Source organism: Arthrobacter sp. UYCo732 (genome assembly GCF_040547265.1).
In the GTDB taxonomy this organism is placed as follows: Bacteria; Actinomycetota; Actinomycetes; order Actinomycetales; family Micrococcaceae; genus Arthrobacter.
On the sequence record NZ_JBEPPJ010000002.1, the window covers coordinates 80534 to 101975 of the forward strand.

General features: G+C 65.2%; 23 protein-coding genes. 1 reads left to right on the forward strand and 22 read right to left on the reverse strand.

Features of this window, described 5'->3' with window-relative positions; all coding sequences use genetic code 11:
- Positions 1-67: 67 nt before the first annotated feature.
- A complete protein-coding gene (locus ABIB45_RS03420; protein WP_354214529.1) occupies positions 68-736 on the reverse strand; it encodes a hypothetical protein in 669 nt (222 codons plus the stop codon).
- 139 nt (positions 737-875) lie between these two features.
- Between ABIB45_RS03420 and ABIB45_RS03425 the strand changes: the two genes are divergently transcribed.
- Positions 876-1940, forward strand: a complete 1065-nt coding sequence (locus tag ABIB45_RS03425; protein WP_354214530.1) for a PASTA domain-containing protein — start codon at positions 876-878, stop codon at positions 1938-1940.
- 8 nt (positions 1941-1948) lie between these two features.
- Here the strand turns inward: ABIB45_RS03425 and ABIB45_RS03430 are convergent, their stop codons facing one another.
- The 21 genes from ABIB45_RS03430 to ABIB45_RS03530 all read right to left on the reverse strand — a co-directional run bounded on the left by ABIB45_RS03430 (position 1949) and on the right by ABIB45_RS03530 (position 21386).
- The gene (locus tag ABIB45_RS03430) at positions 1949-6238 is read right to left on the reverse strand and encodes an FtsK/SpoIIIE domain-containing protein (protein WP_354214531.1); all 4290 of its coding nucleotides are present in this window, start codon (positions 6236-6238) and stop codon (positions 1949-1951) included.
- Positions 6239-6271: 33 nt separating this feature from the next.
- Positions 6272-6973 carry a hypothetical protein gene (locus ABIB45_RS03435; RefSeq protein ID WP_354214532.1) on the reverse strand — a complete coding sequence of 234 codons (702 nt, stop codon included), beginning with the start codon at positions 6971-6973 and terminating at the stop codon, positions 6272-6274.
- Positions 6974-6985: 12 nt separating this feature from the next.
- Complete coding sequence (locus ABIB45_RS03440) at positions 6986-7645, reverse strand: nuclease-related domain-containing protein (RefSeq protein WP_354214533.1); 660 nt, start codon at positions 7643-7645, stop codon at positions 6986-6988.
- Positions 7645-7800 (reverse strand): hypothetical protein, encoded by a 156-nt coding sequence (locus ABIB45_RS03445; RefSeq protein WP_354214534.1) that lies wholly within the window; start codon positions 7798-7800, stop codon positions 7645-7647. The genes ABIB45_RS03440 and ABIB45_RS03445 overlap by 1 nt, the downstream gene beginning before the upstream one ends.
- A 79-nt stretch (positions 7801-7879) precedes the next feature.
- Positions 7880-8770, reverse strand: a complete 891-nt coding sequence (locus tag ABIB45_RS03450) for a hypothetical protein (protein ID WP_354214535.1) — start codon at positions 8768-8770, stop codon at positions 7880-7882.
- A gap of 97 nt (positions 8771-8867) precedes the next feature.
- The gene (locus ABIB45_RS03455; RefSeq protein ID WP_354214536.1) at positions 8868-9329 is read right to left on the reverse strand and encodes a hypothetical protein; all 462 of its coding nucleotides are present in this window, start codon (positions 9327-9329) and stop codon (positions 8868-8870) included.
- Between the two features lie 141 nt (positions 9330-9470).
- Positions 9471-10871 carry a hypothetical protein gene (locus ABIB45_RS03460; protein WP_354214537.1) on the reverse strand — a complete coding sequence of 467 codons (1401 nt, stop codon included), beginning with the start codon at positions 10869-10871 and terminating at the stop codon, positions 9471-9473.
- Positions 10865-13342, reverse strand: a complete 2478-nt coding sequence (locus tag ABIB45_RS03465; RefSeq protein ID WP_354214538.1) for a type IV secretory system conjugative DNA transfer family protein — start codon at positions 13340-13342, stop codon at positions 10865-10867. The genes ABIB45_RS03460 and ABIB45_RS03465 overlap by 7 nt, the downstream gene beginning before the upstream one ends.
- A gap of 1679 nt (positions 13343-15021) precedes the next feature.
- Positions 15022-15213: a hypothetical protein gene (locus tag ABIB45_RS03470; protein ID WP_354214539.1), complete on the reverse strand. Its 192-nt coding sequence runs from the start codon at positions 15211-15213 to the stop codon at positions 15022-15024.
- A gap of 49 nt (positions 15214-15262) precedes the next feature.
- Positions 15263-15610, reverse strand: coding sequence for a hypothetical protein (locus ABIB45_RS03475; protein WP_354214540.1), 348 nt, complete (start codon positions 15608-15610; stop codon positions 15263-15265).
- A 127-nt stretch (positions 15611-15737) separates the two neighbouring features.
- Positions 15738-16637, reverse strand: a complete 900-nt coding sequence (locus ABIB45_RS03480) for a Clp protease N-terminal domain-containing protein (RefSeq protein WP_354214541.1) — start codon at positions 16635-16637, stop codon at positions 15738-15740.
- Positions 16630-17367 (reverse strand): hypothetical protein, encoded by a 738-nt coding sequence (locus tag ABIB45_RS03485; RefSeq protein WP_354214542.1) that lies wholly within the window; start codon positions 17365-17367, stop codon positions 16630-16632. Before ABIB45_RS03485 ends, ABIB45_RS03480 begins: the two co-directional genes overlap by 8 nt.
- A gap of 50 nt (positions 17368-17417) precedes the next feature.
- Positions 17418-17834, reverse strand: a complete 417-nt coding sequence (locus tag ABIB45_RS03490; RefSeq protein ID WP_354214543.1) for a hypothetical protein — start codon at positions 17832-17834, stop codon at positions 17418-17420.
- On the reverse strand, positions 17831-18649 hold the full coding sequence (locus ABIB45_RS03495) for a Clp protease N-terminal domain-containing protein (RefSeq protein WP_354214544.1): 819 nt from the start codon (positions 18647-18649) through the stop codon (positions 17831-17833). The genes ABIB45_RS03490 and ABIB45_RS03495 overlap by 4 nt, the downstream gene beginning before the upstream one ends.
- Positions 18642-18872: a hypothetical protein gene (locus ABIB45_RS03500; protein WP_354214545.1), complete on the reverse strand. Its 231-nt coding sequence runs from the start codon at positions 18870-18872 to the stop codon at positions 18642-18644. The genes ABIB45_RS03495 and ABIB45_RS03500 overlap by 8 nt, the downstream gene beginning before the upstream one ends.
- A 21-nt stretch (positions 18873-18893) precedes the next feature.
- On the reverse strand, positions 18894-19379 hold the full coding sequence (locus ABIB45_RS03505) for a Clp protease N-terminal domain-containing protein (RefSeq protein ID WP_354214546.1): 486 nt from the start codon (positions 19377-19379) through the stop codon (positions 18894-18896).
- A gap of 83 nt (positions 19380-19462) precedes the next feature.
- Positions 19463-19870, reverse strand: a complete 408-nt coding sequence (locus tag ABIB45_RS03510) for a hypothetical protein (RefSeq protein ID WP_354214547.1) — start codon at positions 19868-19870, stop codon at positions 19463-19465.
- Position 19871: 1 nt separating this feature from the next.
- Positions 19872-20297: a hypothetical protein gene (locus ABIB45_RS03515; protein WP_354214548.1), complete on the reverse strand. Its 426-nt coding sequence runs from the start codon at positions 20295-20297 to the stop codon at positions 19872-19874.
- Positions 20290-20628, reverse strand: coding sequence for a hypothetical protein (locus ABIB45_RS03520; protein ID WP_354214549.1), 339 nt, complete (start codon positions 20626-20628; stop codon positions 20290-20292). Before ABIB45_RS03520 ends, ABIB45_RS03515 begins: the two co-directional genes overlap by 8 nt.
- Before the next feature lie 42 nt (positions 20629-20670).
- Positions 20671-21048 (reverse strand): hypothetical protein, encoded by a 378-nt coding sequence (locus ABIB45_RS03525; protein ID WP_354214550.1) that lies wholly within the window; start codon positions 21046-21048, stop codon positions 20671-20673.
- Complete coding sequence (locus ABIB45_RS03530; RefSeq protein ID WP_354214551.1) at positions 21048-21386, reverse strand: hypothetical protein; 339 nt, start codon at positions 21384-21386, stop codon at positions 21048-21050. Before ABIB45_RS03530 ends, ABIB45_RS03525 begins: the two co-directional genes overlap by 1 nt.
- Positions 21387-21442: the final 56 nt, after the last annotated feature.

The window sequence follows — 21442 nt, forward strand, 5'->3', positions numbered from 1 at the left end:
CGCTAACCGTTACATATGTATCGGTATGTGCCAACATTCCTTCGCCTGCCTGTCCTCCCACGAAGGGTCAGACCTCGCGATAGGGCAACTCGAAGTTCACCGAGACGGTTGGCTTGTCGAGCCAGATGTCACCGCGGTCCTGGAACTTGAATCGGTGCTCGTCCTTTCGGCTCGGCAGGGACAGGTACACCTGGGTGCCGTCGGACCGGCCGCCGTCAGGGAGCCCGGAAATCGTCCACACCTGAACGCCTTCCGGGTACTTGACCGGGGGAGCCCAGCCGGCAGCGGAGAGTGCCTCAACCACGGCGCGTGCCGGGGACTTGGGCGGCAGAAGCTCCTGTGGGATCTTCACATACTCGGAGTATGGAGTGTTGTTGATGTCTCGCACGCGCTGCTCATGGACGCGGATGGCTTCGTCAACAATTGCGACAGCGTTCTGCACGGCATCGGACGCCTGGCTGGAGTCCTCCTCATCGGGGATCGAGGCAGAGTCAATGGCGTAGGCGCCGTTCTCCCAGCCCCACACCTCGGCCCAGTACTTGCCGCCGGCGAGCATGTAGTCGCCGATGTTAGTGCGGACGTCACCCTCAACGCGGAGGATGGTCATTTTCTTGCCCTCGTCGACGTCGGCGCCGTCGTCATCATGCTCGATGTATCCGACCCGGGCGAGCGTGCCGATGGGCTGCGATTCCCAGTCTTCTGCGGTGGTGATCTCGGTGGCGGTCAAATTGCTCATGGCCTGGGTCTCTCTGTCGGAACGGCTGGTCTTCGACCCATGTGTGCGGAGACGTTGATGAATCTTCCCGTCAGGGCTTCCCATGACACAATGCGCCAGGACAGGGCTGTTCTCGCGCGGACACATAGGATGAGCCCACATGGGGGTCAGCAATAAGGGGGATGTTGTGAAGTTCAGGATGATCGGTGTGGCTGCCGCGTGTGTCGGATTGCTGCTGGCTGGATGCGGGACGCCGGCGGCGGATACGACGACTTCGAGCCCGACTGCCTCGGTGGCGCCGAAGACCGTTCCCGACGTGGTGGGCAAGCCTTTCGCTGAAGCCCACAACACCCTGGTCGGGGCCGGCCTCAAGTACGAGGCTGTCGGTGCCGACGGGGTGAAGTTCACCGGCCGTCCCTTGGATACGGCCCAGGTCATCAGCGTGGATCCGGCCGCCGGCGGCGACGTTCAGGCAACGGAGGTGGTGACGTTGAAGGTCGACAGCACCCAGGGTGAAGCCAAGGCTGTCGCTGACGCCAAGGAAGCGGCGAAGAAACGGGCCATCCGGTACGACTTCAGGTGCTCCACTTCGGGAAGTGCCATCACGGCGAAAGACAATCAGCTGTTCAGCTCGCCGCAGATGATCTGGGCGTCGGCTTCCTTCCCGAAGCTCAAGTCCTGCGATCTGAAGGTCGGCGGCACCTGGTACCGGGACCGTTTCACCCTGGAACCGGATGAGGTCGCCATTGTGCAGCAGGTTGGCGCCGACGGTGGAGACATCAGCCTGCCGTCGGGGACCTTCGGGTCGGTCCTGATGCTCTGCGCGTTGCCGCCGGAGGAAGGGTGGGACACGAAGTACGGCGAATACCCCGCTGGCGGGCCGAAGATCAGGTCCGAGGCGAAGGCGGCCCTGGCAATGTGCCCCGACGCCCCGTTCGCTGGCGAGTTGGCCCGGGTCGCCGGCGGAACACCGCCGGCACCGAAGACCGCAATGGGGGACGGAACGTTCGTAGTCGGCAGGGACATCGCAGCCGGCTCCTTCCAGGTGAGCGTCCCGTCCGGGGCCAACGGAGTCCACGACTGCTACTGGGAACGCACCGGCCCCCAGGGCGGAACGATTGCCAATGACTTCATCTCGTTCGCGCCCCAGGGACCGGTCGTCACTGTTTACCCGGGTGAAGGGTTCGTCAGCAGGAGTTGCGGCAGCTGGACCAAGGTCGGCTGACCGCCCCCTCAGGCGAACGGGTCATCGTCGTCCGGGACAAAGCGCTTCTTCCGTATCGGCGCCTCATCGGCGAACGGATCGGCGAGCTCGTCCGGCACGACAGCTTTAGATGGCGCCGCCGGAACTTCATCGGCGAACGGGTCATCGTCGTCCGGAACCGGTGTGGGCGCAGTTACGGGAGCTTCCATCTCGGCCCAGTCCAGCTCGTCCGGTGCAGCCGGTTCAGTCGGTGCATCGGCAACGACTGCGACGGGAACAACTGCCGGTGCGCGGCCAACACCGAAGAACGCCTCGATCTCGTCCAGGTCCGAATCGGTGACACCCTGATCCGGGTTGGGCACCACCAGGAGCGCGTCGACCCCGGCGGTCTCGAACGCTTCCGCGGCGATGTCGCGGTAAGACAGTCCGAGGATGACGTCTTCGGAGGCCAGTTCGTCATCGATCCAGACGAACCGGCGGATGGCCGGGTTCTCCCTGATCCAGTCCAGGGCGGCGTCGATCTTCCACCAGCCGGTCTCCTCGGTGTCGGCGATGAGAACTTCCGTTGCCCGCGGGAACAGCTGACCGAAGTTATCCGGTGCGTCATCCTCCCAGGAAGTCAGCCAGGCCTGGGCGACAGGGACGCCGGCAAGACGGGCGATGATGGTCGGGTCGAACATGACCGTCCCGTGCCCGGGGGCTGCCAGGTGGTCCAGGCCCTGACGGTGCGTGAACGGTGCGATGACCCCGTCGACGTCCAGAAGGAGTGCCGATTCGGAGTCAACATCTGTTTCGGGGCCAGTAGAGTCCTCCTCGTCCCAGACCAGCTCTTCCTCGGAGGCGGCCCCCGGAAGGAGTTCGGCTCCCGGCTCGCCTTCCACCGTCTCGGCAGTTTCTTCGGTCCCGAGGTCCATGTCGGACCAGTCCAGGTCGTCGAGCTCGAGTTCGATTTCTCCCAAATCAACGACTGCCGCTGCGGGGCGTTGAGCCGTCACTGCCGGTGCAGGCATCTCACCAGGAGCCTCCGGCAGCTTCATCATGAACGGGGTCAGGTCCAGCAGCTCGTCCTCGTCGAGGGGGTCGATCTCTGCAGCCAGTTTCTCGCGCAGGACAGCCTGCTCGGCAGGGTCGTACCAGGCCTGGATGGCCATGGCGGCGCCGGCGGTGGTTTCGAAGAGGCCGCGTCCGGGCGGGATGGCGTCACCGAGGTCGGGGGCGTCCTGGGGTGCCCGCAGTGCGGACTGCTTGTCGCCGTAGGTGGCCTTGCCCATCAGGAGCCGGGACAGGTTGACCTTGAGGTCTCCGGCGCCGGGGATGGTGTCGAGCATCTTCGCGGAGAGCTTCTGGGTGGCCAGGAACAGTGTGACACCGGCGGACCGGGCTTCACGGGCGATCTTTCCGGTGTACACGCCGATTTCGGTCTTGGCCCGGTTGGTCGCGATGATCATGTCCCGCTCGATGTCCATGTCCGGATCGTCGCTGGCGGCCGGGACCGGGTCCTGGCCCATCAGCGAGGTGAACTCGTCAAGGAGGATGACGATGTGCTTGGGACGGATCTCTTCCGGCAGGTCCCGGTAGTTACCGACGCCGTGCCCGGTGTTGAGGTTCTTGCGGCGCAGGACCTCGGCATAGATGCCCTTCATCATGGCAGCGGCTTCGAACGGGGTCGCGGTGAACGCCTTGGCGTACGGTTCGGCAAACTTGAAGTCGGCGCCACCCTTGGTGGGGTCGGCGACGTAGAGCTCGTAGCCGCGGATCAGTGCACCGTACGCGAGTGACTGCAGCAGCACCGACTTGCCGCCACCGGAGGCGCCGGCGATCAGTAGGTGCGGGTCGACCTTGAAGTTGTATGCCACGGGCTCACCGTCAACACCTGTGGCGAACGGGATGACCTCGGATTCGAGGATGAAGTCCCAGTCATAGCCGGCACGTTCCGGCATCGGGTTCACCTCACAGGCGAGCAGCTGGATGGCGTTGGCCCGGTTCTTGACCCGGCGCGGTTCGACAAAAGAGTTGCCGGAGTTGGACTCCAGCTTGGTGCGGACCCCGGTGAAGGAGGTGAAGTCCAGACCGGTGGGCAGCTCGAAGTCCAGGATGGAGACCTGCTGGTTCCGCGGCATGTGATCCACGTTGGTCAGGACCGGCATGAGCCCGCCGATGCCGGAGATCCCGGAGTCGAGGAAGACCTGGTCCCAGTTCAGGGATTCGAGGTACTGCTCATGGCGAGGGCTGGCCAGCTGGACGCCCGGCTTGTTCGGCTTGGTGCCGACAACGATGGTGCAACCGTCCTGGGACGCGGCGACCCGCAGCCATTCGGCAGCCCAATGCTGCTTGATCCGTTGGGCCATACCGCGGACGTCGTTGAGGGTGACCCCGCCGTACAGGCGGAGGTCGATCTTCCAGATGTGGCCGCGGGAGGTGTCCTTGGTCAGGCAGGTCGCGGCGGCGATTTCCGGGCGGTCAGCGAGTTTGGCTGCCTTGAACGCCTGGTTGACGAGGCCGGCCAGGACCCAGCGGGGAGCATCGGAGCCGCGGACCGGGGCCAGATCATCCGGCTTGGCCGGGACGGCTTCGGAGGCCCAGTAGACGCTGAAGGCCTGCGGGTGCCGTTCGCCGAGCCGGCGGCCTGAGCCGGGGTAGCCGGTCATCGCGACAAACGGTGCGGCGTTCAGGGTGGAGGGCAGTGCGTGTTCGAACAGGAAGAAGTCGTGCGGGGTCATGCCCTGGCGGGTGATGAAGGACAGCGTGTTGATGGTGACGCCGTTCTTGAGCCGGGCGGTGTTGGCGGTGGAGGCTTCCATCACCGGCGGGTTCGCCTTGTGCTTCGGGGCAGCCTCGGCCCAGCGGTTGTTCCACTGGTCTTCGTCGGCGAGCTTCTTCATGTCTTTGGTGCTCAGCCCGGAGTTCGGATCCCACTGGGTGTCGGCGTCAAGGAGTGCGCCGGCGTACGCGCAGCCGTTGCCGTTCTGGGCACGGTGATCGACCAGGACGTGGGCCTGAAGGGCCTCGGCCATTTCATTGCGTCCGTTGGCCCGGATGTACGAGGCCGGCGGCCCATCCGGCAGGAACCAGGTGATCGCCCAGACGGAGCTACCCGTCGGGGCGGGCGCAGCGGATTCTTCGGCGCCGTCGTCAGCTGTTCCGGCCGGGGCCGGCGGGACGGTGAGCAGGTGGACGTCGTCGATGACGGGCCGGGAGTAGACGCCGTCGGCGGCCCAGGCAATTGCGCAGCGGACCAGCTGGTAGACGACGTCCTTGGGTGTAGCCGGGTCGGTGATGTCGGGCATCTGATCCGAGGGCCAGCGGACGATCTCGAAGCGGAGCGGGTGCTTGGTGCCGGGGACCGGGGAGTTGTTGGAGTCCAGGTTGGGGACGTCCAGGACGGCGAACTTGGCGCCGGTGCCCAGGGTCGGGCTGATCTTGTCGGCCATCACCCAGTACGGCATGGCGCCGGTGCTGGCAGGGGCATCGAAGGTGTCGATGATGGCGGCGCCGACTTCCTGCCGGTCAATGAGCCGCGGTGCCGGGTCCTGCTTGAGCATCTCCCAGCGGGATTTCCATTCCTCGCGGGCGGCGACAACGACCCGCCAGTGTTCCAGCGCCTCGGTGATCCATGCGCGGGAAAGCAGCGCGAGCGGGCCGCCGGTCAGGCACAGCGCCCAGATGGCCGGCTCGGGGATGGCCGGGACGGAGGCTGCGGTGGTGGCCAGGGGCAGCAGGACGGTTGCGATGGTGCCGACGGTGCCGCCAACAACGATGCCGCCGATGAACAGGCCAATGACCTTGGCGACGTTCTTGCGGGCCAGGGCGATGAGGGCGTCGACCCGTGCGCCGGGGTTCTCATCGTCGGCGACCTGGGTGCGGCGGCGGGAGGCGCTGAACTGGGCGACAGAGATGAACGCGGCAGCTGCGTTGATCAGCGGACCGTAGCCCTGGGTGTAGGTCTCATCGACGACGGGGATCAGGTACGCGGCTGCGCCCGCCCAGACCGCAACCAGGAACGACAGGCGCGGCTTGAGTCCGGGCAGCCAGTCCGGGTTGGGCAGGGCGAGCTTGAACTTCAGGTCCTCCCAGAGCCGGTACTTGTTCATGGCGGCCTGCTCGCCCGGGTGCGCGGGTGAAGGGTAGCCGCGGGCGTCCTTCTTGCCGGTGAACATCGCCGGCGGGTACGTCCACGCGGACACGAGCAGCCCGGCCCAGATCGCGGCGATGCCGGGGTAGCCCTGGTAGATGGCGTAGCCGGCCGCCGCGGTGGCGCCGAGCATCACCAGCGGGGTGATCGGTTTGCCTGGTACCTGATTCCTGCGTGGTGCCGCCATGATGGCCTTTCCTAGGTGAAGCTTCTGGGTTCTCTATGCGTCTGCCGGCACGGCGGCGGTCGCAGTGCGCGGGCCGGTCGCCGACGGCAGTGGGTGGAAGCGCCGCAGCACCTCGGCGTTCAGTCCGGCAGATGAAATGAGCGCGGTGTATTGGTCTTCGTTGAGCATGCTCACTGTGGTGACGCCGTGCGCGGTGCAGACGAGGGCCAGGCGCCAATCCCGACCGAGCTCCATCGGTGACGGGAACTTTCTCATCGCCCAGGTTGAGAGCTCTTTCGGGGCCTCGCGGAGCTCCAGCCGGCCGTCGGGGTATTGGATGGAGAAGTGGACACTGGAGGGCTCCTTGGTACCTTGCATATTGAGGAGCGCCACAGCGGACGAGACGTGGTCGGAGCCCACAAGGAGGCCGGCGGTACGGGCGGCGATCTCGGCCGCGGGAGGGTTCACATCACCGAAGGACTTCCATTGGTCTGTGGATGTTCCGGCGCTTCGCCTCTTGAGTTCGGTGACGAAGACGCTGCGGTTGTTTTCGTACAGCAGAGCGAAGCCGCCGAGAAATACGCCTATGACACCGATGGCTCCGAGGGCTATAGCCATGACCTGGGCACCCTGGCTTTTGTCGATGAGCGCGCCGAAGATGGCTATGCAGATCGCCACCAGGTTGAGGTCAATGAACCTGCGGTGGCTCGTGAGACGCTGGTCGCGAGGGAGATGCATGTAGGACGTGGATGCCACAGAACCTTCCTTTCAGGCGAAGGGGTCGTCGTCGGCGTACACGTCGATGCGCGCCGGCCGGACCGGGGTTTTGAACTGGTCAGCGTCGGACCAGTGCGGTGCCGGCTTGGTGGCGGCCGGGGCGACGAGGAGTTCCTGGAGCTTGCGGACGATGGCAGGGTCCGCGGAGCCTGCGCGGACGAAGGACTTCACGGCCGGGACGATGCGCAGGCCGTTGATAACGTCGGCGCCCGGAACGGTCAACAGCCAGGTGGACAGTGGCTGTCCGTCGCGGGAGGACCAGACCACCAGGTGCGGGGTGAGGATTTTAGCGCCGGTTCCCTGCAGGAACGTGGTCATCGCCCGGGACACGTACTCTTGGGATTTGCCGATGTGGGGTGTCTTCTCCCATCCACGGCGGTAGCCGAGCAGTGACCAGTAGAAGCCTGGCTTCCACATCTTGGAGTCGATCAGCAGCACCGACTTACCCGAGACGATGACGTGGTCGATGTTGGCTTTGAAGCCGGGGATCGGGATCCGCAGGTCGTGGAGGACTGCTGCCTTCTTGCCGAACCCGTTCAGCAGCGCCTCGGTTTTCTGTTCACCTTTGGCACCGATCCTGGCGACGTTCTCGTTCACCGCCCACGAGGAATCCTGCAGCCCGGTGGCTGCGCGGCCGTAGATGCCGTTCATCAGGACCAGAAGATCCGGACGACGGTCCAGATGCCGAGGAGGACCAGGATGGCGCCGAGGACTTTGCCTCCGGGGCCGTACATCCAGTCTTCAATTTCATTCTTGTCCTTGGCGGTGCTGTCCAGGACGCGGTCTTTGAAATTCTTTTCGCTCATACCCGGAAACATGCGTAGGCAACGCGGTCACGGGGGTCACCTCACCCAGGCTGATCTCTCGTTCCGAAGGCTCGGAAAGTCAGGGCCGGTCGCCGGCGTTGATGACGATGTAGCTGGAGTTTGGCACACGGAGGATTGTCTTTTTGTTGCAGTCGTAGAGGACGTACCTGCTGGAGTCGCCTCCGAGCAGGAGCAGCTTCCGGTCGGCGTAGGCTTCCGTGTTCGTCTCCGTCTTGAACAGCTGGACGTGCGGGCCGGCGAACCGGAAGCCCGGAAAGGACTGCCCGTCCTCGCAGTGTTTGAGACGGTCTGCCTGGTCGCGCGCGAGCATGGGGCCGACGCCGACCAGGACCACCGCGACGTAAGCCACGGTCACCGCGACAAAAACTACCGGCCGTCGGGTGAAGTGGTCCCCTGAAGACAGCGTTCGCAGCACTGCCCTTGCCTCGGCGCGCTGGCGGTTGTCGACTGTCCTGAGTCGGTCGAATTCCCTCAGCCACGACCGCAGCGGCATTTCGTGCTCGAACGTGGCGAGGTCTGCCGGGTTGCGTGACCAATACTCCGTGAGCTTGGCCAGATGCTTTTCAAATTCCGGTTCGTCCAGACCGGCTAAGTATCTTCGTGAAGCGTTAGGGCCCCGCCCGACCATCGCACCCCGGACTGTGTGGCGGAGGTAGGTGAGAAGCAGCCAGGTCGAGAGCACGACGAGGACGAAGATGACCAGGACCGCCAGGGATGACTGTGCCAATGTCTGGCTGTAGGTGAGGCCGGCTTCCTCAGGTGTTGTCCCAAGCTCGGAGTAGAAGACCGCAAACGGAAAGCGGAGCAGAACATACAGGCCGATCCCGAAGGCGCCGATCCATGCCACATCAAAACGCCAGGAGCGGCCCGGCGGACGGGGCGGGGCTCCTGGCGTGTCGGCAGGCCGGAGAACTTCGGGATTGCCGTCTCCTTGTATCGGTCCTGACATGGGGAAAGTATGCGCCGCTGGCGGCGGTCCCGCCAGAGGATCGTCCGATCGGCGCCACCGCCCGCGGGCAGCCAGGACGCGTGTCCGTGGCGGAAGGCTACTTCGACTCGGCCAGGATTAGTTTGAGACCCTGTTTCGGATGGTACGTCCAGGTCGCCGAAATCTTGTCCCAGGAAGCTTTCTGCATGCCGTCCAAGGCGCGGGTCGCATCGATCTGACTCACGACGCTGTCTGGCGCCGCCGCGGCCTTGAGGACACACACTATGAGACCGTCGGGGACGCCGGTGACTTTGAGGACGTTGGTCATCATGGGATCCTCCGGGGAGCCTTGCATGGTGATCGAGTAGCCGGCGTCCCCGAGGGTGGCGAACGGACTGAAGACACTGTCGTCGAGCTTGCACGATTGACGTGCCTGCTTGATGAGGGGCTCCGCGGGCGCGGACGACGTTGCGGCCGAGGGCTCGGGGGTTGATGCATCGGACGCGCCGCCGCAGCCAGCCAACCCCATCACCACGAGGGGGAGTGCCAGCGTCCAAGCCCTTGCCGGAAGGGCCTTCACCCATCCGCGAGGAACTCGTGTAATCGCGTCTCGCTGATCGGAACGTGCTCCCATGATTTCCCCCGGTATGTCGATGGCATTTGTGTCAGGGTAGCCGTCGGGTCGAAGGCTGCACGGGATCCTGCGCAAATCTTGATCGACTCATGACCATTCGATGCGGAGCCGGCGCGGGAGTTTCGCGTCGCCGCCGTTGCCGATGGCTGCCCCGAGGGGCCTGCCCTTGACCAGATGCGGTTTGGCGGGCGCAGGGTGCGGAACCTCGACGTTGGCCCGTTCCATAGGTGTGCCGATCAGTGCTGTGTGGTCGCCTTCCCGCAGCCAGTGCGGTGTGGCCGCGAGCAGCTTGGAGTTCTCCAAAACAGCGGTCGCGTCGAAGGTGTGCCACGGGGTGAAGTCGTAGTCGGTGAGCATGCCGCGCCGCACCCACCGCTCCGGGCCCGTGGCGTCGTTGATGGCGAAGTCGGCCTCGAGGTTGAAGAACGCCTCGCTCATCAGATGCCGGTCCGGGAACCACTCTTCCCAGTGGGCGATGCCGATCCGCGCGGCGGGGGAGTCCTGGCCGCGGCCGGGGAATTCACGGAGCACTTTGGAAAGGATCCGGTAGATTTCGTGCCGCGGGTCGGTGCCGGTGTGAGTGGAACGGTCCGGGTGCGGTGCGGCGATGAACACGATGGTCAGCCCGGAGGTTTCCAGCGGGCGTTCGGAAATGACCTGCGCCCAGCGTCGGACCTTGCTCTCAAAGGACGTCGACGCGGTGGCCGTCAGTTCGAAGGCAATCCGCATGCCGTCGTGCCGAATGATGGTACCGTCGGCGCGCCGGCCGTCAGCCCTGGTCAGCTTCTTCCCGAGCCCGGAACCGGCGAGCAGGTCGACGGAGGACAACTTCTCGCCCATGACCGCGCCGATGTCCAGGTACTCCGCAGCTCGCAGGCCCAGTTCGGTGGAGATGACATTGTGCCGGTCGTACTGGCCGCCGGTTGACCAGGGCTGGCCGGCGGTGACGCTCAGCCATTCAGGACCGGTGAGGGTCGGCTCGATGACCTTGTTGAAGGCTTCGGAGTTCGCGGTCCGGAAAACAACGCTGCTGTCCATGCCGGGGTTGAGCCGCAGCTTGTTCGCGTAGACGCCGATGTCCAGCAGGTCCAGGGTGAAGGACGCGGCCATCGAGGAATAGTTGGGGTCCAGAAAATACCGGCAACCGGTAAAGGCGGCGACCTGCTCTGCCGAGGCTGTCCGCCATGAGTCCAGCACACCCCAGGCGGCGAGCCGTTCGGTGCGGCCGCGGTTGGAGGTGGCGATGCGCAGCGCGTCGTCCTCCGCGAGGAGGAGCTTGGCGTTGACCGGGCTGAGGCCTTCCTTCTTGTGGTGCCTGGCCATCGGGCCGGTTACCCAGTTGGCCTGGGAGCCCGGCGCCCAGAGCCGGTCCCAGTACGGGTCGCGGCGGTTGTACATGGCCAGGTCTTCGACCGGGTTGGCCGAGGGCATCATCTCGGCGTGGATGCCCTCGGCGGCGGCCCGGCGTTCTGGTTTTACTGCTACCAAGGGAAAGCTCCTGCGGGTTCGTGGGTGTAACCCTGCGCTGCTGCGTAGGTGGAGATGTCGGCTTCGAAGTTGGGGAGCTTGACGATGAACGCGGACTGCCGGCGCTGCTCCACTTCGGAGCGGACGACGACGTGGTACGGCTCCAGGTGCTGGATGTCTTCGGTGGTCCATTCGCCGTTGGAGCCGACGTTCGCTGCGACCTCTCCGGCAGTGCTGACGTCCGTCTGGGCGAAGGAGATCAGGGTCGAGTAGGTGAGGAAGTTGTTGCGCAGTGCGGCGCCGAGCTGCTCGGGACGCTGGGTCGCGAGGATGGCACGGATGCCGTAGGACCGGCCCTGGTCTCGGATCCAGGCGATCACTTCCGGGGAGGTGCCGGCCAGCAGGGAGAGTTCGTCGGCGAAGATCGAGACGGACCGCTCTGCTTCCAGCCAGCCGGAGCAGGTGCGCTTGAGTGCGTTCTGCAGCGAGAACATCAGCAGCGAGGAGATCTGCTGGTTCTGTTCGTCTTCAAGGAGGACGCCGGACGGGGAGGAACCGGTGTTGATGACGACGGAGCGGTGACCTTCGAGGATGGCGGTCCAGCTGACCTTCTTCCGTTCCGGGCTCCACCAGTCTTCCAGGAGCAGGAGCTGCTCGAACTTGTTGCGCGGCGGTTCCAAGAACGGACGGCGGGCTGACTCGGTGCGGTCTTCGAAGAGCGAAGAGATGGCGATGTATGCCTGCTCCAGTGTCTCGTCGGGGGTGCCGCGTTCGCGCAGCTTGACGCCCAGGGCTTTGATGCCGAGCGCGAGCTGGACGGCGATCTTGTCGGAGGTGCCGGCGAGGAGCTGGTAGGCGTAGTAGATCGGGGACATGCCGTGCTTGAGGATGCGCTCGTCCCGGTCTTCGATGGAGTCCAGCACGCGGTCATCGACGGACATCGCCGCCGTAAGAACCGACACGATGGTCGGGAACGACCGGACCCCGATCGCTTCGGCACCGAACGTGTACTTCATCGCGTTGGTGAAGAACAGCGCCTTGGCCGCGTTGTCACCCGGGACGGCGAACAGGTCGATGCCGCGGGTGCGCGGGTCCGCCACGTCGATGGTGAGAACCTTGTCGCCGAGCTTGTGCGCCCAATCGACATACTTGGCGACGCCGTCGCCCTTGGACTCGAAAGCGATGAGGGTGTTGTTGGTTCCGGGGTAGCCGGGCTTGCCGGTCGGGTTGACCCGTTCCAGGCAGTGCCAGCCGAACAGGGACCGGACCAGAAGCGATTTACCACTGCCGGGCTTGCCGACGACCGCCACGCCAAACAACATGGCGGCTGCTGACAGGTGGGCCGACCCGTCATCGTTGGTGCCCAGCAGCGGCCCGATCTTCTGCAGCATCACAGGCGGGGTGGAACGGGCCCGTGTTGCTGCGGCACCGGAGACGGCACCGGCGTGAGGGGAAACCATGCCGACCACCACGTTGGGTCCGACCATGAACGTGTCCATGGCCAGCGGGTAGTCCCCGTCGGAGGCCGGCACGTACTTTTCGAACGGGACCTTCTCATCACCGACCCGCCTGGTGCCGCGGATGGTCTGCTCCTTTCGGGGCGGACGGGGCCGGCCTCGGCGTGCCGGGGGTGAAGCGAAGACCGCTTGGGCGAGCCGGTTGCGCAGCTTCGTGTCCGGCGCGGAAATCCGTCCGGTGAGGGCGGCGAGTCCCAGGACGGCGGCGGCGCCGGCGATCGCGTAGAGAAACGGTGTGATGCCTGCGGGGACGTAGGTGGCGTACTCGGCAGGCAGCAGCGGGAGCCCGAACAGGGTCGCCGCGGCCAGGGCCAGACCGGCAGGCAGACCGAAGAACAGCGCGTGCTTCGTCGGGGCAAACCGGACACCGGAGTCCAGGTCGAAACCGGGCAGGCCCGCGGTGACCTGGGAGAGCAGCGAGGTCACTTCCTCCTTCGAGGAACCGCCGGCGGTGATCGACACGACCACCGCGGTCGGGGAGGTCGAGTGGTGCGTCGGGACTGCGGTGCCCAGCCGGTTCCCGAGCCACGGCGTGTAGTGCTTCCGCTCCTTGTTGGAGGGCTTGCGCATCGTGACGGACACCCAGGAACCTTCCGGCATCGCGTTGGCCAGGATCCGCGGGAGCTCGGTCGGATCAATCCCGGACTGCGTCTCGCGGAGCGCGGGGGAGGGCCGGTACGTGAGCGTACCGATGGCCGGAGTGTCGCCGAGATCCTCCGGCATTACTGCTTCCTCGGCGCGGGCGCCGACGGTGTGGGCGAGGTGCAACGGAGCGTTCGTACCGAGGGAGGAGGCCGGCAGAATCAGGTAACCGTTCAGCCCGCTGGACTCGCGCCGGGTCAGTAGGGTGGCTTGGCCGGCGTTGGTGGCGGCCGAGGCGAAAGTCCCGGCACGCTGTGTGAAGGTTGTGGGGTTTGTGTCGATGCCGCCGGCCCGTGCCAGGCGAAATATCCGCTGTTCCATACCGGGAAACATGCGTAGTTTCCCGAGGTACGGCAGCCCGAACCCTGCTAGGCGGATTCAGGGCTTTTCACAGCTCCGAATCGGCTGCAGAAATACCCGAATCGCCCGAAGCCGGGATTGGCCCGCGCGGACCCTTCTTGCCTATAGAACATATGTACGGCTTCGAACATGCCAGACCGCCATGCGCAAGCGTTCCGGTGTCCCCAAGACGGGGCCCGTGGCTCTTTCTTCGCTACTTCTTCTGTGTGCGGCGGCCCTTCGGAAGCGACGGCGTTTTCCCGAACTTTCCCCCAAAAAGTTTTGGGTGGTCCCATGCTCGGCGCATGTTGCCTTGGGTGTCGCTTGCAGCGGGCCTTTAATGGCCTGCGGCCGGCAGTGGGTGCCACGTGGGTTGTAGATGTTGGACGCCGTTTGTTGTGGCGGGGTTTGGCCTGCGGCCGGCGGTGGGGGTGCGGCGCACATAGAGGGTGGGTGGAATTCTGATGCGTGGTGAGGGGGCTGCGCCCCGGTGGTGTGGACGGCAGGGTTGGTTGGTGAGGAACCAATGAGATGCCTGCGGCGCGGGGAGTCGGACCGTACCGTTTTTCGGAATGCAGAACCGATGCGCTGGACGAATTGCTTCGCAATGGTTGCTGGCGTGGACGATCTGCAACGCTGTCCTGATTCTTCACGGTGGAGGCCGCCAGCGCGTAGCGCCGTTGTCCACTTCGTTGCCCTGCCCGTGAACGATCCGTCCACGAGACGGCGGCGCAGCCAGACGTGAATAAATCCCCGTCTGCCACGGACCGTTGCTCCGCAAAGCTCCGGACCGCAGACAAACTTTCCGTGAACCTCAGCGGAAGACCAGACGCTGACGGCCCGCCGCAGGCGACACCGCCCCAAGCTCAGGCACCGACGGACGAACCCGCCGGCCCGGGGCGCATCCCCCAGACGCGAATAAATCCACGTCTGCCCCGGACCATTGCTGCGCAAAGCTCCGGACAGGGGAACATGTCGAGGAACGACCCGGACGACGAATTGAAAAGCAGGAGGCGCAGCCTCCGGGACACGAAGAGAAACGATCCGTAAACCAGCACGCGCAACGCGACGAGGCACTGACCGCCCGCCGCAGGCGACACCAACGGTGAACCAATAATGAGACGGAAGAACCCACCGTCCCAGGGCGGAGCCCTGAGAGAAACGAAAAGACAGCGAGGCGGTGAACAGAAGACGGCGAAGCCGGGGATGGCGCAGCTCCGCGCAGCGGAGACACCACGGAAAAGGCCGCGCAGCGGCCAGTCAAACAAGACGACGAACGAGTCGGAAGGCGGGAAGGAAACGAGACGGGCCGCGCGCAGCGCGGACGCGGAGCGCAGCGAAGCACGAACCACCAAAACGGGAACCAAGAAGCAGCCGCGGCGAAAAGCATGCCGCGGAGCGCGCGCAGCGCGCGAGCAGCCGGCCGCAGGCCAGGAAACAAAAAGAAGAACCACTCCGTGGAGAACGAGACGAAGAGCGATGAGGTCAGCGAAACGGGAAACGAAGGGGCGAGGGGCGCAGCCCCGAGTCCTCTTAATATGCCCAACCGCCAGCTGCCACCAAAACTTTTCCAGTCTGGCTGTTCGGATTTCCACACCGGGTCCGCGGCTATCGCCGGCCCAACACAGCGCACCACCTGACGGCGGCGCGGCAGGATCGAACGCGGGTAGTCGCTATCTGGCGGCCCGGTCCAGCGCTGACTTGGCTTGGGCTATTGCCCGGCGTGCGTCCCGCAACGCCTCGGCCTGGTCGGTGTCCGGTCCGGTTCCTTCGCGCCAGTCGGATCGGAGCTCGTCTTCGACGTCGCCGAGCATGGCGAACGCTTTTGCGCGCATGTCATCGAACGTCGGAAGCTGGTCAGGCATTTCGGGGTCCTCTCGTCGGTGATGCCACGATAGCTGAACGGCAGCATACTCAGGCCGCCGACCTTCCTGCTTCCGGTTCCATTGAGGTCCGGTAAGCGGCGAGGGTGTCAGCGACTTTGATGAGGCGGTGACCGTGAAGGACCCCGATGCCGGGAATGCCGGCGACCTGTGACTGGAGCGTGTCGATCTGGCGCAGCATGATGTCGGCGGTGAGGATCCGGTCATTGAGCGGGGCCGCCGGGTTGGCGAGTGCTGCGCAGATGTTGCGGGACAGCCGGGTGTAGGCCGGGAAAGGGCCGGGGCTGAAAGTGCGGATCAGTGCACCGCCGAGCGCGCGGAGATCTTTGAGCGCGGCGGTGAGGTCGGGCGTGCCGGAACGTGCAGTGGATGGGGTCATGGAAGTCCTTGGTCTCCTGCGCAGGAAGGTCCTGCCCGTGACAATGTGTGCGGACGCCGGAGCGTGCCTCACCAGGACGGCGAAAGCCGCAGACCGGGAGGGCCTGCGGCTTTCTGCTTGTGCCGTCTTATTTGGCGGCGAGCTTCTCAACGTCGGGGTGGTCGGTCAGCAGCCGGGTCATCATCCGGATGCTGGTGTAGTCGGCGGAGCGGCCGAGGACCACGTCGTGACCGCGGGAATTCTTGCCGGTCATCTCGGTCACCGTCGGAACCATGATGTGGATCTGGAGGCCGCTGCCCGCGGTGTCTTTGAGTTCGAGGGCCGCGGCGAAGGCGTCCGGGTAGGAAGCGAACTTCCCCCAGGAGGAACGCTTCGGGTATAGCGTGCAGACGTCGAAGAATTCGCCATCGTGCAGCTGGAAGGCAAACGGTGCGATCTCCACGCCGGGATGGGCTGCCTGTGCGGAGCCCAGGTCGGGGTAGATCTTGGCGCCGTTCTTGAAGATGGACTTCCCGACCGGCAGGTAGACGTTGCAGATCCTCGCGGCAGTCGGTGCCGGGGCCGGTGTTGAGTCCTGGATGGCTGCGTGGACTTTGAGGTCGGTGATCCCGAGCCGTGCCAGGATGATGCCGGCGGATAAGTCCACGGTGCGGGCCAGGCCGGCGAGCAGGTGTTCGGGGCCGATGTGGTTGTCCCCGAGGGTCATGGAGGAGCGAAGCGCAAACTCGAGGGCTTGCTTCATGTTCGGTGTGAAAGGCAGGTGGCCCGGCTTGGACCCAGTGCCGAAAGTGAGCGCCGGAACGGTCTGGTCGATGATGGCTTCCGGGGTGGTTCCCAGGGCGGTGATCACTGCGGCCGTATTCGGGGTCGTACCCTGCCAGTTCCTCCATCGCGGCTCCGCAGCGGGGTGGCCGATGACGGCGAGCAGCAGGTGGCCTGTGCTGATGTGGTCCCGGCCGTAGTAGACGGCGATGTCTTTGGCCATGAGGATGGTGGCGCGGGCAGTGTCATTGAACTTCTCAAACATTGGCGGACTCCCTCGCGGGTGCGGTGCCGAGGACCTTGGCCGGGAAGTGCACGTTCACGTCGAGCAGATGTGTGGTGATCGGGGTGTGCATGAACCGGCACCAGGTGGCCTCGCCGGCGCGATAGTAGCCGTCCCATTTGCGGAACACGATGCCGCCCGGAGTGAGGATCGATTCGCGGTCAGGGAGCGCCTCGGCTTCCTCCGGCGTGTGCACGAAGTGCGGCGCGTCCAACCTCCCGACGTCAGCGGTCTTTGCTGCGGAGGGTCCGGGGATGACCACGGGGAACTGGTCGACGATCTCATCGGTGCGCAAAGCAACCTTGTTGATGATGCTCCGGGTCCACAGGGTTCCGTCCACGTCGGTGGTCTTGCAGAGGCCGCCGTGTGAACGGGTCAGGATGTAAGTTCCGTCCTCCAGTGCCTCGGCCTCGTCCTGGTTGACGAACCGGACCGGGGCGGGTTCGCCGAGTCCGAGCTCAACTGCCGTTTCGATCTCCGCGTCGGAGGCGTACACGTGGTGGCCGCCGACAGGATAGGAGCCGTGGCCTTCAACGACGGCGACGTACCAGCCGCCGCCTTTGAGCTCCTCAAAGGGGACAACAACCAGGCCGGTGCGAGGCAGCAGCAGGACCAGCCCGCGTCCCTGGTAGGAGTGGCGGCGTCGGGGGAGCAGCGCGCAGTAGTCGTTGGTGGAAATTCCGTTAGCGCGTGGATCAGGTGTGCGGCTCATGTTCCCTATGTGTGCGGAAAGCGCCGGCTCCCTCACCCAGCCCGGGAACGTCAGTCGGTGAACACCAGCCGGCGGTTGATGAAGTCGTGCTTCCATCCCGTCCGCTGCCCGATGACCACCTCGGTGCCGTCGGCTGCTTCGGCAACCAGGGGCCAGGGCCTCGGGGTCAGAATCACGACATACCCTCTTGCTTCTTGCGCCACGGAGTAAGCCCTGGCGTAGCCGAGGAACAATCGGAAGGTGTCAGTGTTTCCGCCTCGGGTGCTCACTGCCAGCGCCTCGCCGGGTTCCAGCGTGAACGTCGCCTGGCGGATCTGACCTTGCCGCGGTGTTGCTTGCTCCGCCAGCTCGAGGCTGGGGTACACGAGATTGAGCGGCGAAGCTGACTGGGGGATTCTCTGGATGGTGAAGGCGTCGAACGTGAGAGGGCCAGGGATGGGGTGAGTTTCTGCCTGTTCAGTGCTCATGACAGGACCTCAACCCTGGTATCGAATCGGACGGGCTCCCAGACAATGGTCTCGGCGAGGGCCACTTCGATTCCGGCTGCTGTCTGTGCGGTGACGGCCTTTACCTGAGGGACGACGAAGTGGACGTGGGCGCCGGCGTTCTCCGCCGCGGTGCGTGCCCGGTTGTAGTCCAGGTGCCGGCCGACTTCCTCAACGGGCAGCCCGCCGCCGTTGACCGCAATGAAGTACTCGCTGCGTTCCAGGCCGAACCGGATCTCGCGGACCTCCTGCCCAACGGTCGCGTCAGCGGCAGCTTCCTCGGCGGTGTCCCGAAGCGGGTTCGTATCGTACGGGCCACCTACGGCCGCGGCGGTGAAGCCCTGGAAGATCTGTCCGCCGGTGTAGGACCGTGCGAACGATGCGCTAACGAGCCGGCGGACGGCGGACGGTTTGGCGCCGAGGGCTACCAGTGCCTGGGCGCCCACGGAATCCTTAGCCTCCAGGAGAGCGAAGACGAGGTGCTCTGGTCCGATGTGGCCGTGGCCGGACTGCTCGGAGATTTCGTTGGCCAGTCTCAGGATGCTGCTGGCACGGGGCGTGAACGGGCTGTGTCCGGCCGGGGTGACGTTGCCGCGGCCGATGATCTCGATGATCTTGTTGTTGACCGCCGCGTAGGTGATGTTCAAGTCGGCGAAGGCCCGACCGACGACGCCGAGGTCCAGGACCAGAGCAAGGAGCAGATGTTCTGAGCCGATGTAGCTGTGGGAGAGTTCCCGGGATTCGCGCTGGGCGAGGACGACAATGTTGCGGGCGTCCTGCGTGAATTTTTCAAACATCGGGTTCTCCCTGAACGTGGTCTTTCGTGGCTTCGAGCCAGTCCCGGATGGACTGTTCGCTGTGCCAGCCGCCGGTGTAGCTGTTGTCGTTGCCGCGCACGTAGTCGTAGAGCTGGGGGTAGCCTTCTGGACCATCGAACACGGCCAGGTACAGGGTGGTGTTGCCGCAGGATTTGTAGGCGTCGCAGCACCACCGCTTGATGGATTTCGGGAGATCACTCATGTTGCTTTCCTTTCAGAGGGGTCAGGCCGACAGCGTGAAGATCGGTTCGGGGCCGTCCGCCGTTTCGATGGTGGCTGTCAGGGCGGCGAGGTGCTCACGGATGGTCTCGGCACTGGCGCCGCACTGGACGATCGTCACGGCCGCAACCGGAACGGAGGAGCGGTCATGGGCGAGCAGGGAGGTCAGCACGTGGCCGGGGTGCACACGGTCATCACTTGCCGTGAGGGCGGCGCGGACGGCCAGGAGCAGTACGTCGCGGGACTGGGCTGTGAACGCGATGTGCCCGTTGACGGGGACGGTGCCGGCACCGATGAGCTCCAGGATGTGGTCTCGGACTTTGTCGTGGGTGACGCCGAGCTCGTTGAGGGCCTGGCCGGCGAGTCCCCGGTCGATGGTGAGGGCGAGCAGCAGATGCTCCGTGCCGACGTAGTTGTGGTTCAGCGACCGGGCTTCTTCCTGGGCGAGGACGACGGCGCGGCGGGCGGAATTGTCGAAGCGTTCAAACATGGCGGTTCCTTTGAGCTGGCGGAGGCTTTGTTGACTGCCATGTGTGCGGCAGCGGTTCCCGCCCTGCCCGGACAGGGGCTGGGTCAGGCGGCCCGGGTCCCGGTGCGGAGTTCGAAGTCGGCTGTCCCCAGAAGGTCGCTGTAGGCGAGCAGGATCTCCAGCGCCTCGGCGGCCTGGGCAGTGCGCTTGTCGTAGCGGTCGTACGCCTCAGAGGTGGAGTCACGGAGATCCCGTGCTGTCTCAACGATGGCATCGATGCTCTCGATGAACCGGCCGGAGTCGACCAGCCCTCGCGGTTCTTGGCAGTGGATGAGCTCCTGGATTGTGGCTGCCACCTCGTGTGTCTGTGATGAGAGGGTTTCGTGTCCGTCGGCTTGGGCGTCGACACTGAGGTGGGCGTAGATGGCCTTGGCCGATTCAAGGGTCACTGTGTCGCGGTGGAACTGAATCCGATGGGCGATGGCTTCGGTACTGAGGATCGCGAAGAGCATGTCAGGCCTCCTGACCGGGTTGGATTGCAACAATGGTGATCGCTACGACGTCAAGGACGCGGTCGTTCTCGCTGGCACGGTTCCGGGACCTTGCAGCTTGGGCCAACATGCGGGCCGTACCGAAGTCATCCAGGAGCGTGTGGTCGAGGCTCCGGCGTTCGGAGTCGGCCACACTGAGGGACGCGAGGCAGTAGCCGGTGGCGCGGGGCGGGTTGAGGTGCCCCAGCGGTGTTCCGGTGAAGGGGTCCTGGTCCAGCATGGTGACGAGGGCGGCGGCGAATTCCAGATCGGGAACGTCGGTATTGGCCTGGCGCTTCTCGACCTCGTCGGTCACGGCCCGGAGGGACCCGAAGAGGCCGGCGTCGGTGAGGTCCCAGTCCAGATCGTCGGCGCGCCAGAGAACTGTGAAGAATGCCGGGTTATCCATCGGCGTCCTTCCGAACAATGCGGTCCAGCAAAGACACCGGGGTCCAGGTCGGGATGGTGCCCATGACGACCGGAAAGCCGTTGCTGTTCAGTGCGGTGACCTCCCGGGGCGTGCCGGGGGCCATGACGATAATGTCGCCGAGGGTGCCGTTCGGGCCGAGGCCTTTCGCGGCGAGGTACGCCTGGTGATAGATGAGGAAGTTTCGTGGGGCCTCGCGGTCAGGGTCGTCCGGGTCATGGGTGTCCTCGACGCTGAAGTATTCGCCGTGGCGCAGCGGCACGGCGAAATCTGCGGATGGTCGGGGCGGCTGGACGTTGAGGGGGTTTCTCATGCGCCTTATGTGTGCGGACCGCGCCGCAAAGATCTCCGATCCCTAGTCAGTCCCGGCGCGGAGCCGGGTGACACGCCTCTCGGCGTCCTCAATGTCCCATAGCGCGTCCTCCGGGTGCCCGGAGGTGCGGCCGGCTTTGTACGAGGCCCGGAGACCGGCGAGGTGTGCTTCAGCGGCGGCCAGTTCGATAATTCGCGGGGTGCGGATCATCGTCGGCACCGGCGACTTGGCGGCTGCTTTCCTGCGTCGGCGTTCGGCGAGGGTGAACCCGAGGTCGGTGAACAGGACTGCGGCAAGCAGAGTGACGAAGACCCAGGACGACGGTCCCGCGATGGCTATGTGAACAGCGGCGGACAGTCCGATGGCGAGAGCTGTAGCTGAGTAGACGTTCCAGGCGAAGAGTCGCTTGCGTGCAGCCATCAGGATGCCCACGGGTTGAGGATCGCTTCGGCCCGGTTCAGCAGGGCAGTGGAGAAGGCATCCATGACTTCGTTGATTTTCCACTCCGCGGAGGAGTCCAGGTCGGCAGACCACAACTCAGTGGGGAGGTCCAGGAGGACCGTCCACGTGAAGTCGTCGGCGAGGACGCTGACACGGGCCACCGCGTTCTTCGACAGCGGGGTGTGCACCAGCTCGGCCTGCAGAATGCTTGGGCGTCCCGGTTGGCCGCTGACGGGGATGAGTACGTGGGAGGTGACAGTGAGGCGCCAGTCCAGGTGGTGCTTGCCGAAGGATCGGTCGATGATGTTGGCGGTCATGGGGGTTCCTTGTCATTGAGGCCGGTTTCACCTCATGTGTGCGGAAACCCCGTAAC